The sequence below is a fragment of the Nocardia sp. NPDC051911 genome (assembly GCF_040681035.1).
Lineage (GTDB): Bacteria > Actinomycetota > Actinomycetes > Mycobacteriales > Mycobacteriaceae > Nocardia > Nocardia sichangensis.
Genome location: NZ_JBFAXY010000025.1, coordinates 37,608 through 51,697, shown reverse-complemented (window position 1 = coordinate 51,697; position 14,090 = coordinate 37,608). Strand labels below are relative to the sequence as shown.

At 68.4% G+C, this 14,090-nt stretch carries 14 protein-coding genes; 6 read left to right on the top strand and 8 right to left on the bottom strand.

Going from position 1 to position 14,090, the window contains the following annotated elements:
• Nucleotides 1-33 precede the first annotated feature (33 nt).
• The 6 genes from AB0L97_RS27055 to AB0L97_RS27030 form a co-directional block, all read right to left on the bottom strand.
• Nucleotides 34-1,218, bottom strand: a complete 1,185-nt coding sequence (locus AB0L97_RS27055; protein ID WP_364434666.1) for an AAA family ATPase — start codon at nucleotides 1,216-1,218, stop codon at nucleotides 34-36.
• Nucleotides 1,219-1,968: 750 nt separating this feature from the next.
• Complete coding sequence (locus AB0L97_RS27050) at nucleotides 1,969-3,756, bottom strand: BTAD domain-containing putative transcriptional regulator (protein WP_364434662.1); 1,788 nt, start codon at nucleotides 3,754-3,756, stop codon at nucleotides 1,969-1,971.
• A gap of 4 nt (nucleotides 3,757-3,760) precedes the next feature.
• The gene (locus AB0L97_RS27045) at nucleotides 3,761-4,504 is read right to left on the bottom strand and encodes a hypothetical protein (protein WP_364434659.1); all 744 of its coding nucleotides are present in this window, start codon (nucleotides 4,502-4,504) and stop codon (nucleotides 3,761-3,763) included.
• 90 nt (nucleotides 4,505-4,594) lie between these two features.
• A complete protein-coding gene (locus tag AB0L97_RS27040) occupies nucleotides 4,595-5,737 on the bottom strand; it encodes a lipase family protein (protein WP_364434656.1) in 1,143 nt (380 codons plus the stop codon).
• The gene (locus AB0L97_RS27035) at nucleotides 5,734-6,972 is read right to left on the bottom strand and encodes a cutinase family protein (protein ID WP_364434653.1); all 1,239 of its coding nucleotides are present in this window, start codon (nucleotides 6,970-6,972) and stop codon (nucleotides 5,734-5,736) included. Before AB0L97_RS27035 ends, AB0L97_RS27040 begins: the two co-directional genes overlap by 4 nt.
• A complete protein-coding gene (locus AB0L97_RS27030) occupies nucleotides 6,969-7,769 on the bottom strand; it encodes a hypothetical protein (RefSeq protein ID WP_364434650.1) in 801 nt (266 codons plus the stop codon). The genes AB0L97_RS27035 and AB0L97_RS27030 overlap by 4 nt, the downstream gene beginning before the upstream one ends.
• Before the next feature lie 718 nt (nucleotides 7,770-8,487).
• Here AB0L97_RS27030 and AB0L97_RS27025 point away from each other — a divergent pair.
• The 4 genes from AB0L97_RS27025 to AB0L97_RS27010 all read left to right on the top strand — a co-directional run bounded on the left by AB0L97_RS27025 (nucleotide 8,488) and on the right by AB0L97_RS27010 (nucleotide 11,635).
• Entirely contained in the window at nucleotides 8,488-9,330 is an 843-nt protein-coding gene (locus AB0L97_RS27025) for a helix-turn-helix domain-containing protein (RefSeq protein WP_364434647.1), read from the top strand.
• Between the two features lie 128 nt (nucleotides 9,331-9,458).
• Nucleotides 9,459-10,262: a helix-turn-helix domain-containing protein gene (locus AB0L97_RS27020; protein ID WP_364434644.1), complete on the top strand. Its 804-nt coding sequence runs from the start codon at nucleotides 9,459-9,461 to the stop codon at nucleotides 10,260-10,262.
• Between the two features lie 144 nt (nucleotides 10,263-10,406).
• Nucleotides 10,407-10,895, top strand: a complete 489-nt coding sequence (locus AB0L97_RS27015) for a flavoprotein (protein WP_364434641.1) — start codon at nucleotides 10,407-10,409, stop codon at nucleotides 10,893-10,895.
• Complete coding sequence (locus AB0L97_RS27010; RefSeq protein WP_364434638.1) at nucleotides 10,892-11,635, top strand: haloacid dehalogenase-like hydrolase; 744 nt, start codon at nucleotides 10,892-10,894, stop codon at nucleotides 11,633-11,635. The genes AB0L97_RS27015 and AB0L97_RS27010 overlap by 4 nt, the downstream gene beginning before the upstream one ends.
• On the opposite strand, the gene AB0L97_RS27005 is transcribed toward AB0L97_RS27010, so the two are convergent.
• Nucleotides 11,632-13,047, bottom strand: coding sequence for a hypothetical protein (locus tag AB0L97_RS27005; protein WP_364434635.1), 1,416 nt, complete (start codon nucleotides 13,045-13,047; stop codon nucleotides 11,632-11,634). The two genes, AB0L97_RS27010 and AB0L97_RS27005, sit on opposite strands and share 4 nt — an antisense overlap.
• Before the next feature lie 193 nt (nucleotides 13,048-13,240).
• On the opposite strand from AB0L97_RS27005, the gene AB0L97_RS27000 reads away from it, so the two are divergent.
• Entirely contained in the window at nucleotides 13,241-13,441 is a 201-nt protein-coding gene (locus AB0L97_RS27000; protein WP_364434632.1) for a hypothetical protein, read from the top strand.
• A complete protein-coding gene (locus tag AB0L97_RS26995) occupies nucleotides 13,438-13,920 on the top strand; it encodes a DNA-directed RNA polymerase subunit beta (RefSeq protein ID WP_364434629.1) in 483 nt (160 codons plus the stop codon). The genes AB0L97_RS27000 and AB0L97_RS26995 overlap by 4 nt, the downstream gene beginning before the upstream one ends.
• On the opposite strand, the gene AB0L97_RS26990 is transcribed toward AB0L97_RS26995, so the two are convergent.
• Nucleotides 13,901-14,062, bottom strand: a complete 162-nt coding sequence (locus tag AB0L97_RS26990) for a hypothetical protein (RefSeq protein ID WP_364434626.1) — start codon at nucleotides 14,060-14,062, stop codon at nucleotides 13,901-13,903. The two genes, AB0L97_RS26995 and AB0L97_RS26990, sit on opposite strands and share 20 nt — an antisense overlap.
• Between the last annotated feature and the right edge of the window lie 28 nt (nucleotides 14,063-14,090).

Sequence of the window (14,090 nt, the reverse complement as noted above, 5' to 3'; positions counted from 1 at the left end):
GCGGGCAATGCCTTTCGTAGGCGGGGTGGCGGGTCAGATGCGGGGGCCGAGGGCCAGCGGGGCGTGGTTGGTGCCGTACAAGGTGCGCACCACGGCGGCCACGATGGCCCGGTCGTCCTCGGGGGCGGCCCCGATCAAATTGGCTGCGGCGGTGGCGGAGTCGGTGGCGGCGGCGATCTTGCGGAACGCCAGCAGTTCGCGCAGTTGGGGTGCCCACCCGATTTCTCCCTTTTCCTGTCGGGCGGCCAGCTCGCGCGCCACTTTCACCGCCCGCCGTTCCACCCCGAGCTGGGCGGCGAGGTCGTAGTCGCTGCCCACCTGCACCTGGAACGCGAACCGGCTCGCCAGCGCATCGGACAGGATCGCCCCGTGCACGCCGGGGTTATGGCCTGCCACCACGAAGAACCCGGGCTCGGCTTTGATCACCTCGCCGCCGTGGGCTTTGATGACGATCTCTTGGCGGCCGTCCATGGCCGGGTACACCACCGACAGCACGGTCGGCGGGATGAGGGTCGCGTCGTCGATGAACAGCACCCGGCCCTCACGCATGGCCCGGACCAGTGGCCCGTGCACGAAAACGAAAGTGCCGTCCGGGTTCTGGGTGTACTCGCCCACCAGGTCGGCGACCGTGGTGTCCCCGTCGCCCTGCACGGTCAGCAGGTCCCCGTAGGCGGCCTCGATGAGCGAGGTCTTGCCGGTGCCGGGCGGGCCGTACAGCAGCACCGGCACCTCGGCCGCGCGCATCGTTTGCAGCACATCGACATCGGCGCGTCCGGCGAGCTTGCGCACGTGGTAGTCCTGCCCGTTCGGCCGGGCCACCGTGTTGCCGGTCCGGGCCGGTGCCGCCGGGGCGGCGGGCGCGGCCGGGGCGGCGGCGGTGGTGTTCTGCTTGGTCCGGCGGCGGGCCGGTTTCGCCGCCCTACTGGCGGCCGGGGCTGCCGGGGCGGCGGGCGTGGCCGGGGCCGGGGCGGCGGCGGTGGCAGTAGTGGGGGTGGCGCGGTAGCGGCGGGGCGAGGCCGAAGTACGTTCGGCGTGCCCGGCGGCGGTCAACGCCTCGAGGGCGTTGCCGACCGCGCCGGAGGACCGGTTGAGCCCGTTGGCGATTTCGCGGGGCGACTGTTCGCGGCCCGGATCGGCGGCCAGCGCACCGGCGACCATGCGCCGCAATTCCCCGTTGGGCAGGCGACCGGCGGTGGAGGTGGCGGGTGTGGTGGTCATTGCAACTCCTGAAAATCCGTTCCGAATTCGTGCGCCGTTTCGGCACAGATGCGGCGGGGCCGCCATTCGGATTTCTGCGAATTTCCCGGCGAATTCCGGGAACGTGGTCGACGCTAGCTCGACCTCGAACGAGCTCACAACCCCAAAAAGCGCTCGAATTTCCGGAATTTTTCCGGACAACGGCGAGTCGCGCAGCGCAATACGAACATGAAACGCGCACACAGCAATACCCACGCCCGACAACAGGCAGCCAGCCAAACGAACGAAAAGCAACAAGGAGATAAAAGAAGAACGAGAAAGAAAGGGGAACAAGACGGATGGAGCAGCGGAAGGTGGGCACCAACCGAATGTCGGAGGCGGGCGACGACGGACCGGCGACGCATGTCTATATAGCTTTGTATATAGACAATCCTGGACGCTATCCGCGCAGATATTCGGCCCGCTACCTGCGGATATGCTGGCCGGTGGTGGGGATATTTGACCGCCCCACGTATTTCCGTACGTATTTCCCCACGCATTTCCCCATGTATCGACCGCGCACAACTCGCAGAGAGTTCCGGAGATCGAATTTCCGGATATTCCGAAGCGATCCGGCTCGATAGATTTCGGAGAACACTGTCGGGCGACCCGAATATCGGCGCGGCGATTCCGGGCGAATAGGCGCTGTGGATTCGACCATTCCCGGCAATAGACTACCTGCTGTTTCCGCATTTTTAGGCGTGTACGGGTAATCGATTTCTGCCCGACCAGTCAGGGTTCAGGCTGGAGTGGATTTCGGTCTTCTCCTCGGCGGAGATGTTCGAGGAGTTCGCGGGTTTCTCGGCTCGGGGTTTCGCCGATCTCGCCGAGTTTGCGGGTCATGAGTGTGTAGGTGCGGGCGAGAGCGGCGTATTCGCCCAGGCGTGCGTGCTGGCGCAGGATGTCGCGCCAGACGGTTTCGTTGTAGGGGTCGGTTTCGGCTGTCAGCTCGAGCAGTCCGAGGGTTGTGCGGGGGTCGTGGTCGGCGTCGTGGGTGGCCAGCCAGTCCAGCGCGTTGTGGGCGTCGCGGCGCGCGGATTCGCGCAGCGGTTCGATCCAGGAGCCGGTGATGTCGGTGGCCAGGTCGGTGCTGGCGATGCCGGTGATGGCCCGGCACGCGGCACTGCGGTCGGTGTCGCTGCTGGCGCGGCGGCGCGCGGCGACAGCGGCGAGGAACTCCCAGTAGTCGACACTCGCCGCGGTCGCCGACAGACGGCAGTGCAGCCGGTCATCGACGAGCAGCCCGGTGATCTGCCCGCCGGTGGCCGTCGTGATCGAGGCCCGCAGCCGCGAGAGGGCATTGCTCAACGCGGCCGAGCGCTCCGGCGAATGCCCGCCCCAGATCAGATCGATCAACCGAGATCGGCTCAACCCCTCCGGATGCAGTGCCAGCAGGGCCACGATCTCACGGCTGCGCGGCTGCAACTGGCTCGTGATCTCCACCTGCTCACCGGACTCGGGCGCACGCCAGAACACCCTCGTCGCCCCGAACACGAACACCGACAGGGCAGGCGAGTCGAACTCCGGCGACGCGGCGAGGTCGTCCTCGCCCAGCTCGCCGGCATCCTCGCCCGGCTGGTCGGCGTCCTCGGCCTCGCTCGCGAGAACAGGCTCGGGAGCCGGTGGCCCCCCGCTGGGCACCGGAGGTTCGGCGACTACGGGCTCCGGCGCGGGTGGGCGCGGTGGCGGCGGCAGGTCGATCCGGTAGATCGTCGGCCCGGCGTCATCACGGCGACTCGGGCGGCCCTGGTGGACAGCCTGGGGTGTGTGCGGCTGGGCGAGGCGTTCGCGGCGGCCCTCGGCGCGGAGCTGGAGTTCCACAGCGGCGGTGATGAGCCGGGCAGGCGGGAGCAGTTGCGAGGACCGCCGGACGCGGCGGCCTGCCAGTAGCGCCTGAGCACCAGCGCGGGTGGCGGGCAGGCTACCCACTACCGGGACACCGAGGGCAGTGGCGTAGTCGCGGCTGCCGCCGATGAGCACGACACCCCGGGGGCAGCCGTGGCGGGTGAGGGCACGGATGCGCCGGATAGCGGGCTCGGGATCGATGTGCTCGGCACGCACCACGAACAGGCAGGCGTCGGCGGCGGCGATGACCGGGTGCGGGGGCGAGTCCGGCTCGGGGACACCACAATCGGCGAGCACGGTCGCGCCGAGCCCCCGCCAGTTCGCGTAGCGGCCGGTGAGCAATTCGGCGGCCGGGACAGCGCGCTCGGGGTCGCGGTGCGGCGGCGCGGCCAGCAGCGCCTCTCCGCCGGGCAGGAACTGCAGGTGCTGTGCCAGCAGATCCGGGGTGATGGGCTCGCCCGAGGTCGTCCTGCGGGCCAGGCTCGCCAGACCGAGATACGGGTCCGCGCCGACCATGTCGGCGAGCTGCCCGCCTGCGGGGTCGGCTTCGACGATGAGGGCGGTTTCCGGGCCGGGCCAGGTGTGGGCGAGGGCGACGGTGGTCGTGCTGGTTCCGGCGCGGGGGCTGCATCCGGCGACCGCGATCAGTAGTGGCGCCTGCGAGCCTGTCCTCATCCCTCTATCCCTGCTTCTGGAAGTTGGAGATCAGCAGCGCGGTACCGGTGTCGGCGGGGCGGGTGTTGATCAGTTGGAGGTAGTCGACGCGGGTGCGGTCCGGACGCAGCTCGGCGATGTGGACGTTCGCGGTGGTCGGGGTGATCGCGGTGATCGCCACGCAGTGCCGAGTGCCGGGCGGGATGCTGGCGATGCCCGCGGCGAGGGCATCGGCGGTGATCCCGGTCTCGGGCGCGAGCAACGGCATCGCCTTACTGGCATCACGGTCGATGTAGTAGGCGGATTCGAACGAGGCGATCACCCCGGCCAGGGTGGCGGGGTCACCGGCGCGGTCGGTGACGACCTCGCCTGAGAGCCCGGCGCACGGGCCCTGCGCCGTGGTGGTCGGGCTCGGCGGCGCGGCGGTGGCCTGGACCTGCGGACCGGCGTCGCGGCTGTCGGTCGCCGTGCCCACCAGGACCCCGGTCAGTATTGCGATGGCGGCCACCAGCGCGGCCCAGGCCGCGCGCGGCAGCCGGTCCCCGATGCTGACCCACCATCCGGAAATCCGGCCCGTGTCGGCGGTGTCGGGAGTGTCCTGTAGCGGGGCGAACCAGACGCCCTCGGGCAAGGGTGACTGGCCGGGCTCGTCGACGCCGGAGACGAAGCTGGAGTCGGCAACGACGTGCGAGTCCGGAAGAGACTGAGGCAGGTCGACCCATGCTTCTGCCTCGTCGTCATCGGATGGATTGTGGGGGTACCTCGCCATTCATCTCGCCTCGCCTCGGATCGGGGTGTCTCCGGGGCCTGCCCGCACCCCGGGAGGGGTTGCGGGGTACGGGCAGGTTCCCCGGAGGGGTCAGGGGCGGCTCGTGTGCTCGGCCTCCGGTGCCACTGGTGTGGTGGTGGGCTGGTGCAGGGGTCGGCTGGTGATGTCCACGGTGAGCCGGGCCAGGACATCGGAGATCGCCAGGTGCGCGGTACTGCGGTGGTCGGCGTCGTACTCGCGCCAGCTGACCTGGGTGCCGCGTTGGCGGTAGGCGATGAGGGTGCGACGTCCCGCCGACACGGGAACGATGGCATCCAGCCCGCCGTGGTAGAGGTGCAGCGGCATCCCGGGGCGGGTGTGGGCGAGGGTCTCCATCGCCAGTACCCGCCGCCACCAGTGGTCGTTCCAGGGATCGGGACGACGGCACCAGTGCGCCACCGGCTGCGGGAACTGTTGCAGCAGTTCGGCGGCGGTGAGGTGCTGGGCCTGCTCGACCGCACGCGCCCCGTCCTCCGACAGCACGTGACGCAGCGGCAGGTGCTCATAAGCGCGGGAAAGGCCGACCAGGGCGGCGAGCCCCAGGCCGGTGGCCTCGCCGCGGGTGAACGCCGGTGCCAGGGCGGCGAGGTCGGAGGCCACGGCTCCGGCGGCGATACCACGCAGGTCCACCTCCGGCGCGTACCACGGCTGCAGTTCCCCGGCGGCGGCGACCGTGCGCCCGCCATCGGCGTAACCCCAGGCCACCACCGGCGCGACCGCGACCCCGAGGTCCGCGCCCTGATAGACCGCTCGCGCGAGATCGAGCACCACCCGCCCACCGGCGCGGGCGGCGAGGAAGGTGTGTGGGCCGCCTCCGGTGATGCCCAGGCCCTCTCCGTCGACGATTGCCACCACCCAGCCTCGCGCGAGGGCGGCCTCGATACCGGTGGTGTCGGGTTCGGCACCGATCGCCAGCAATTGCGAGGGCGCACACACCCCGCCCAGGCCGCGAAACCCCGGGCAGTACACCAGGATCGCGGTCGCGCCCGGGCCTGCGATGGTCTCGGGGACCAGCACGATCCCCGAGGCCGCGATGGTTTCGGAGCGGGCGTTGGCCGTGGCGTAGACGACCTGCCACGCCCCCCGCGCCTCGCTCAGCTGCGCAACGAACACCGGTCGTGTGCGCACCAGGTCTCCGGGGCGGCAGCCATCGAGGGTCGTGACGTTGTAGAAGTCGTTGCACTCGGTGGTCATGGGTGGCTCCCGGCGAGGTCGTGGGCGAGTGCGGTCAGCCACGCGATGCCGCTGGCGAGTTGCCCGGCTGCGGCGTAGCCGGTGTGGCGGCCGTGGATGTCGGCGTAGCGAAGCCACACCGCCGGATCGAGCAGGTCGGCGTTGTCGCCGACCAACTGCCCCCACGCACCCGAGAGTTGCCCGGCCAGCTTCGGCAATTGCCCGACCGGGTCGGAGGCCACCACCCCGGTGATCTGTCCCCACCGGGCCGTCGCGGCAGCCGTCTGGTCCGGATCGGGTCGTGGAGTGCGGGGGTCGGAGGCGTCGGTGAGCCGGTCGGCCAGACTCACCGCGGGTGCGTAATCGACGATTCTGGGGCCGATGCGGAAGTCGTTGTTCACCACGGTGGTCCAGGCGTCACCGAGCACCCCCGACAGCAGCGCCTGGATCGAGCCGAGCGCGGTGACCGGATCACGCAGATCCGCTTGGGCGGCGACCTGCGCGGCTACCCGCAATAGGGCGGCGCGATCGGGTGCCGAGCAACTCAAGTCGCCCTCCACGCAGATGTCGGCCACCCGGCCGGTCAACGCCCCGTACTCGACACCCTCGCCGGGAGCGATGCCGCCGCCGGAGGCCGGGGCGGTGGTGATCGACACCCCCGACACCGCCGCCCCGGACGTTCCGGGGGCGGGGTCGGGGATGAGTTGGCCGGGACGGCCGGGGATCACCGGCGAGCCCGGGGCGCGATCGGGATCGGAGTAGAGGGCGATACCCGCCACCCGCTCGGGCGGGACGGGTCCCTCGCCCGCGCCGACAGCGCGGGCGAATTCCGAGACCACCTGCGCGCCTTGGGAGAATCCGACCACCGCGAGCGCCGTGGCCGGGCAGTCGGCGGCGACCCTCGCCGCGGTCGCGGTCAGTGCGGCGAGGCCCTCGCCGACCGAGGCCGCGTACGGGGCCGTGCCGCCACCGGTGCCTACCGCGCCTCCGAACGCGGCCGGATACGGGATGTAAGTGCGCTGCACCAAATCCGGCACGGCGGCAAGCACCGGGCCGAGCAAGAATCCGAGCATCCCTGTGTCGGCGGTCTCGGAAGCCCCCGGCGAGGACTCGCCGGTGCCCTGCACCCCGAGGACCCACAACACCGGGCAACCCGGCCCGGCGGCGGATGGTTGCGCCGACCCGAAGCCTGGCGTGCACAACGCACTCGTGCAGGCCGCCACGACGGTGGCGGTGAAGATTCGCAGACCGGTCACGGCTGGCCCACCCCCACTCCGGCGCCGAACCCCGCGCCCACCGTGCCACCGGCCAGCGCGCCGACCGCGGCGGCGGGAATCCCGGCCACGATCGCGCCCGCGACAGCGCCCGCTGCCGCGCCCAGCGCGGTACCGGCCACACCGGAGGTGATCGTGCCGATGACCGGCACGGTCACCACGGTGCCCAGTGCGGCACCGGCGATGCCGCCGATCGTGCCACCGGCCAGCCCGCCCGCGACCGCGCCCGCTGCCGCCGCCGGGGCACCCGCCAGCGCGCCTCCGATCGCACCACCGATCCCTGCCCCGGCGATCGTGGCACCGGCCACCCGATCAGAGCGACCCGCCGGGATCCCGATCGAGTCCAGGAACGTCGCAGCCTGCGCTTCGACGTTCGCGGCGGCGGTGTTGATGCCGTCACGGATCTCCGGGGGCAGCCAGTCCGGCGACGGCGTCTCCCACTGGCCGATCCGGATCGTGTCCGGCGGGGCCTCGATCGGCGCGACCGGAGGCACCGGTTCCGGTGAGTGCAACTCGACCACCTGCACCGGCGGCGCGGGAGCGGGTGAGGGCGCCGGGCGCGGGGCCGGGCCGTTGCGGACCTCGGGCGGCTGTTGCGGATACACAGCGGGCTCGGACGGCGGCGCGACCGAGGGCGGCGGAGGCGGGGCCGGAGCGGCGGTTCCGGGCTGGACCGGGGCGGTGACTCCAGGCTGGTCGGCGATCGGACCCAGCGTCACAGCACTGGCATCCGGGACGGCCAGCAGCATCACCACCGGCACCACGCCGACAGCCAACACACGGCCACCCCACAGCAGCCGACCCCCGTACGCGAGAGATGTAATCCCATTTTCGGGCACGACAAATAACCCTTTCAATCGAATGAGAAAGGAGAGGAAAAGGATCAGTAAATACGCGTGACAACGCGCAAGAAAGTCTGATACTCCCGGCTGCCCGACCACAGCCGGGAGGCTCTTGGACGTATCTCTCGAATCAGAGGAATGGCCCCACGTTCAGACGAACGACAGGACCAGACTCAACGCCTGCGAGGCGACCGACAGCACATTCGAGACCAGCGACGCACCCGCATCGAGTAGCACCAGAATGTTGTATATGTCCACGGTTTCCCTTTCTGAGGAGGTGTGATGCTCCACCATCACAGCCCCGAAAGCCGCTGCTGCGCTACCCCTTCGAGAGGTAAAGAATGTGCTATCACAACCATTACCCCTCCGGCCGCACATGATGGCCTGCGTCGATGCAGGAAAGGGGTAACGCGAGTATCAGTAGAGAAACTAGAGAAACGTCCCGAACGCGCGTGTCATCCCGGTGCGCGAGCACAGCAACACGCCGCGCCTGCTGCGCGGACACCTATGGCTATTTGTCGGCTAGCTCACAGAAAAACTTGTTTGCCGGGGATGATCTTTCTCTGGTAGGAACGAATCAGCTCGGGGAAAGTGAACCCTTCAACGTACCCCACGTGGAAGGAAGTACGGAAGACCGTAGTAGGAGGGGCTTTACGTGACCCGGACAACGAACCCGGCCCACCATCCGCGACGACGCCGCCAGCAGGACCGCGCCAGTTCCTCTCGGTCGGAGATACCCGACCTCGGCTGCTGGGCGCGCCGGATCCGCGAGCGCCGCAAGCTCCCCCGCCCGCGCGCGGCTGACCGCCTCCACATCAGCGAGGAGATGCTCAAAAAGATCGAACACAACAAGGCGACGCCCTCACCAGCGGTCCTGAGCCACCTCGTCACCGCCTACGAGCTGGATCGCGGGCAGGAACGCTACACCCGCGACCTCGCCCGACCCCCGGTCGCTCTGCCACCGATCTCCGAACTGCGCACCCGCATCGACACTCCCGAGCACCGCGCGACACTGACCCGCCTCGACCGCCGCGAGATCGCCTGCGCCTACATCGATCCGCTGTGGAATGTGGTCCTCGCCAACGAACGGTTCACCGCGGGCCTGCCCGGCATCGAACAGTTCCGAGGCAACGTCGTCTTGTGGTTTTTCCACCCCGGCTCCACCACGCCCACCGCCGAACCCATCGTCCTGCACTGGGACAGCGCCGCCGCCTACCTGGTCGCGACCCTGCGCGGCGCCCTCGGACGCCACCGCGCAACCCCGCACGCCCTGACCCTGTTCCACGACCTGCGCGTTGCGGCCACTTTCCGCGAGGCGTGGGAGACCAGCGACGCGGTCGCCTACGGCCGCCGCCCCGAGGAACCCCTCCACCTGCGCGACCCCATCACCGGCGAGCCGTACTCCGCACGCATCCACCTCGGCTACGCCTCGAGTTCCCACGACGTCCGATTCTGCGTGTGCTACCGCGAGCCCTACAGCGGACCAGCACTGCTCTGATCGACCACCGAACAGGAGTACCGAATGACAGGCAATCCCTCCACCCGCCACCACAACGCCGAGTCGGCACCTCGTCGTGCGCGCGCCGGGCGGATCGCGCACTCGCTACCCCCGCAGAGACGGGCAAGATGAAAATGCGGAAAGCCCCGGCACTCGACGGGATGCCCGACTTCCACGACTCGCTGGAATGGCTGCGCCACCGCCATCACCTCTCCCGCGAATCCACCGCCCAACAAGCCGGTTTCAGCAGCTCCTACCTCCACCGGCTCATCCGGAATCGGACCTACCCCGGCCCTCGTGTCTTCACCAAACTGGTCGACTCCTTCGACCTCGACTCCTCCCAGCGACGACACCTGCACGACATGTGGCAACCCTCTCTCGAACTGCCACCCGCCGAGGAACTACGCCAGCGCCTCACCGGCCTGGGCATCCAAACCCACCTCGACCAACTCGATACCCGCTACACCCTCGCCGTCTACCTCGACCCCCTCCGAACCGTGCTGCACGGCAACCAGACATTCCACCGCATGGTCCCCGGCCTCGCCGAGGCCGACAACAACTACTTCCAGTGGATGTTCTCCCCCGCCGCCCGCGACCACATTCACGACTGGGACAACGAAGCCCGCTACACCGTCACCATCCTGCGCGCAACCCTCGGTCGATACCGTGACCTCCCACGAGCACGAACCCTGTTCCAAAGACTGCGAACCACCCCCGAATTCCCCAGCATCTGGGAATCCACCCCCATGCAAGTCACCTACGACCGCCCCCGCCCGACACCAATCCACGTACGCACACCCGGCACCGACAAGCCCCTCTCGCTGAGTCTCGAGATCAGCGATTACGGCGAGTGCCCCGACGTCCTCCTCGCCTATGGCACACCCGCCCTCGCTGCTGAGAACACCACCTTGGAACACGACAGAACCGGGTAGTCGCGGGGTGGCCGCCCGAGTGCCATCGGAGCGCCGCCGGGCGAGTTGGGCGACCTCGCCCGGGGCGTGTAGGCGTAGTGATGGTGTAGCCCGGCAGTGTCCTCTGCAGACTGCCATGATGGGCTCATGACTGACCGAACTCAGGTGAGTGAGCTGGTCGAACTCGCCCAGGCTGAGGGCTGGGACGTGTTCGTCGTCGCCTCGCCGAACGGTGTCCGCTTTCTCGATACCGACGCTTTGGAGGCGCAGACCGGTCACCCGGTGCGCTGGGAGTTCAAACAGCCAGGAACCGAGGACCTCCTGCCCCTGGCCGACGCGATCATCGCAGCACCGCTGACGACGAACAGGATGGCGAAATGGTCAGCCGGTATCGGTGACACACTGCCGCTCGCCCTGTTGGTAGAAGCCGTCGGCGAAGGGCTGCCCGTCGTAGCGATCCCGCACGACAAGCAGGAGCAGGTCAACTTCCCCGCCGTGCGTGAGGCCCGCGAGCGACTAGCTGCCTGGGGTGTGTGGTTCGTCCGCATTACCGAGGACGGTGAAACCAGACCGCTTCCTTGGACGCGGGCGCTGAACGTGCTGGGTGAACCGTTGACCGCTGCAGGGTCCGCTACCGTCTGCCAGAATCGATGAACATGGCTGAGACACGGGCAGGGCTGATCATCTGGGATGTGGACGGCACGCTGATTCCGGCGGACCTGCGCTGGCTGCGGCGAGCAGTAGCCCGGACCTACGACATCGAAGAGTCGGCTGTCGTGTTTCCCGCTGCGCGGATACATGGTTACACCGACGAGTCCATCGTCGTGGACACGGCCATAGCCTCGGGCGTCGCCAGCGAGACCGCCGAAGAAGGATTCAGCCGGTACGCTGAGGTGCTGATGCAGGTCATGAGGCAGGGAGAGGCTGAGCTCGCCCGCGACCAGGCAGCGTATCCGGGTGCCGTGCAAACTATCGCTACTTTGGCCGAGCACGGGTACGTCCAGACGGCTCTTACCGGGAACCTCCGTGTATCGGCCGAATTCAAACTGACCGTGGCGGGCCTGGACTCCCACCTCGACCTCGAAATCGGTGCCTTCGGCTCAGACGCGCGGGAACGCTTCGACTTGCCCGCGTTCGTCGCCGACCGATATCAGGCGAAGTACCGGCACCCCATTGAACCTGCGCGGACCGTCATCATCGGCGATGCGCCGAATGACATCGCCACCGCTCGGCACGCCGGATTCGGCGTTGTCGCGGTGTCGCACCGGATCACCTCCGAGGAGCTGTGGGAACACTCGCCAGATGCGGTCGTGGACCGGCTGGATCCCGACGAGGTACTCGAAGCTATCCGTTCGGCACAGACGATCCGATCAGCCGCGAAGCTCGATCGCTAGGCGGAGGTTTCGCCTACTCGCTCCATCAACGCGAGGACCGGCTTCTCGTTCTGCCATGGAGCCATCTTCTCGATTGCGCGTTGCGCACGTTCGAGTCCGCGACGATTGCCCATGGTTGCCAAATCCTCGTAGGTCTCACCGAGTACCCGGCATCCCTCGTCCAGTTCTCCTGACAGCGCGTACGCGCTGGCGAGGTCGACGCGCGCCGCCAGGGCGACGTTGGGGCTGTCCATCTCGGGCGAGTCCAGCGCGGCGGCAAGGGCGGCGATAGCGCGTTTCGGTTGCCCGAGGAGGAGCTGGCAGGTGCCGACGTAGACTTGGATCCGGGTGCTGTTCCAGTCGCTGAACAGGCCGGAGCGGTTGTCTTCATCGATGCTCTCCGCGGCGCGCTGAGCGCGAGTCAAGGCTTCCTCGCATTCATCCCGAAGGTCCAGCACGGCGTAAGCCTGCGCCTGCTCGGCGCCGATTCGTGCTCGCGCCGCAGGTGGCAAGAAGGCGGCGAGGCCGGCTGCCTCATTGAGTACTCGGAGCCCGATGACCACGTCACCATCCGAACTGATCAACGTCGCTGCATCCGACCGGAGATTGCTCTCGAAGATTCGTGCGATACCGCCCAACGTCTTGTCTTGGAGCTGGTCGGCAAGCTTGCGGGCGAACGCGGCATGGGTGAGTGCCATCGACCGGTCACCGATGGCGCTCCACACCCGGCTCGCCACAACGGATGTCTCGCCCAGGAGCGCCCCCGCCCGCCGTTTGATCACATCGTCGCTCGCAGCTCGAAACAATGACGCGACAGCATCTCGGTGAGCCTCGATCGGGCCGATGAGCGCATCGGGTGCCAAACTCTGGCGCTGACCAGCCAGCAGATCGGTCACGGTAGCGAAACTGCTGAGAGAACTTCGCGCCGAGCGCGTTCGCATCAGTGCCGAAGCCTCTTCCACGTCCAACACATCGATTGCCGTGTGATCGGCCCCGACCAGCACCGAGCTGCTGATCGGTGCGACGTCAACTGTCGACGCGGAGGAGTCACCGCCCCCGGCCAACGGAAAGTCCGTACTCACCGACGCTGACTCGGGGGCCGTGGCCGGGTCAGCGCTGGGCACATTACCGGTGTTCGAGTCAGCCTTGCTTCTACGCGCACCTTTCGGGTGACGTGCTCGCCAGGCGGCTTCGCCTTCGGCCACGATCTGCTCGAACCGTTCCCGGTCTTCCGGTGTGGCGCGTTGGGCGTAGGCGGTGTCCAGGATCTCTTGGGTATGCGCGCGGAGTCTGACCGCGCTCAGCCCCGACTTCCAATTGCTGATCGTGGTGCTTTCGACGCCGAGCATCGTGGCGAACTGCCGAATCGGTTGTCGCATAGCCTCTTGCAACACCGCAGCTTCGAAGCCGGTCCATTCCCGCGCTCGTATCATGCGGCCCCCTTATTCCCGCTCCTGAACTGGGAAGTGCCTACGGTACGCCTACGCTACGCCAACACTGTGCGGTTCCTTCCAATACGGCTGGCGCGCCACGATTTTCACCAGGAACCCATTCCTGGGGAGGCCGAGGCACAACCGCCCGATCCGACTTCCCTCAACGTTGGAAACGCCATCAGGGAGGCCGCGCATGAACGGCAGCAACGAGCCGAACTCACTCCCGCCCGCGGCGAGGCAGGCCGAGCTGGGCGAGTCGGCCGGCGCCCTCGCCGAGACCGAGATCCCTCGCGCATTCGACTGCTCACTGTCGACCCTGGTCAGGCAGCTCAACGCGATGACGATCGCCGGATGGGCGACCAGGGTTACTGAGCCGTCCGGGGAGTTGCGATGACGCCGACCAGCACGCCGGTGCAGCCGAACACCGAGTCTCCGCACAGCCGGTCCGAGTTCTACCGCCGCATATGTTCGTTGCCGACCGTGGTCGACCCGCAAACGGGACGGATCACGATGAAGGCCGGGTCTCTCGTCGCAGCGGTGATGATGCCGACCGGACTGGCGCAGCAGGTCAAGAACAGCCTCGATCTGCGTAGTGTCGCTCCGCTGTCGATCATCGGCCACCCCCGCGCAGGGATGTGGACCTTCCTCGTACGAGCCGACATACGGCCTATCGCCGACCCTGCCGTCATCGCCCAGCTGTGGCACGCCCGGGTGGTAGTCATCCGCGACGGAGACATCGCCCTGCCCTCGCCCGTCCCGGACCCACTGATGATCCGCACCTGGATCTCCCCGGCAACCGGCACCTTTCGGCCCTTCGGCGAAGTGGTGATTGAGTGCGCCCGAGCACTCCTACCTAGGACGGCTCGGCGATGAAACCCGACAGCAGGCAGTCGCCGTGCCCGGACGAACCCCCGACCGCCACGTGGACGTTTCTGATCCGCTCCGACATCCCCGCCACGATGACCGCGGCTGAGGCCGCCTTGTACCGCAGCCGCCGGATAACGGTGCTCGGCAACGGCGACTTCGTGGCGCTGCCGTTCGCG

Excerpts from the sequence above, each read along its gene's own strand:
- AB0L97_RS27055 (WP_364434666.1), bottom strand. The coding sequence starts at position 1,218 with ATGACCACCACACCCGCCACCTCCACCGCCGGTCGCCTGCCCAACGGG.
- AB0L97_RS27050 (WP_364434662.1), bottom strand. The coding sequence starts at position 3,756 with ATGAGGACAGGCTCGCAGGCGCCACTACTGATCGCGGTCGCCGGATGC.
- AB0L97_RS27040 (WP_364434656.1), bottom strand. The coding sequence starts at position 5,737 with ATGACCACCGAGTGCAACGACTTCTACAACGTCACGACCCTCGATGGC.
- AB0L97_RS27010 (WP_364434638.1), top strand. The coding sequence starts at position 10,892 with ATGAACATGGCTGAGACACGGGCAGGGCTGATCATCTGGGATGTGGAC.
- AB0L97_RS27005 (WP_364434635.1), bottom strand. The coding sequence starts at position 13,047 with ATGATACGAGCGCGGGAATGGACCGGCTTCGAAGCTGCGGTGTTGCAA.
- AB0L97_RS26995 (WP_364434629.1), top strand. The coding sequence starts at position 13,438 with ATGACGCCGACCAGCACGCCGGTGCAGCCGAACACCGAGTCTCCGCAC.
- AB0L97_RS27000 (WP_364434632.1), top strand. The coding sequence starts at position 13,241 with ATGAACGGCAGCAACGAGCCGAACTCACTCCCGCCCGCGGCGAGGCAG.
- AB0L97_RS27045 (WP_364434659.1), bottom strand. The coding sequence starts at position 4,504 with ATGGCGAGGTACCCCCACAATCCATCCGATGACGACGAGGCAGAAGCA.
- AB0L97_RS27020 (WP_364434644.1), top strand. The coding sequence starts at position 9,459 with ATGAAAATGCGGAAAGCCCCGGCACTCGACGGGATGCCCGACTTCCAC.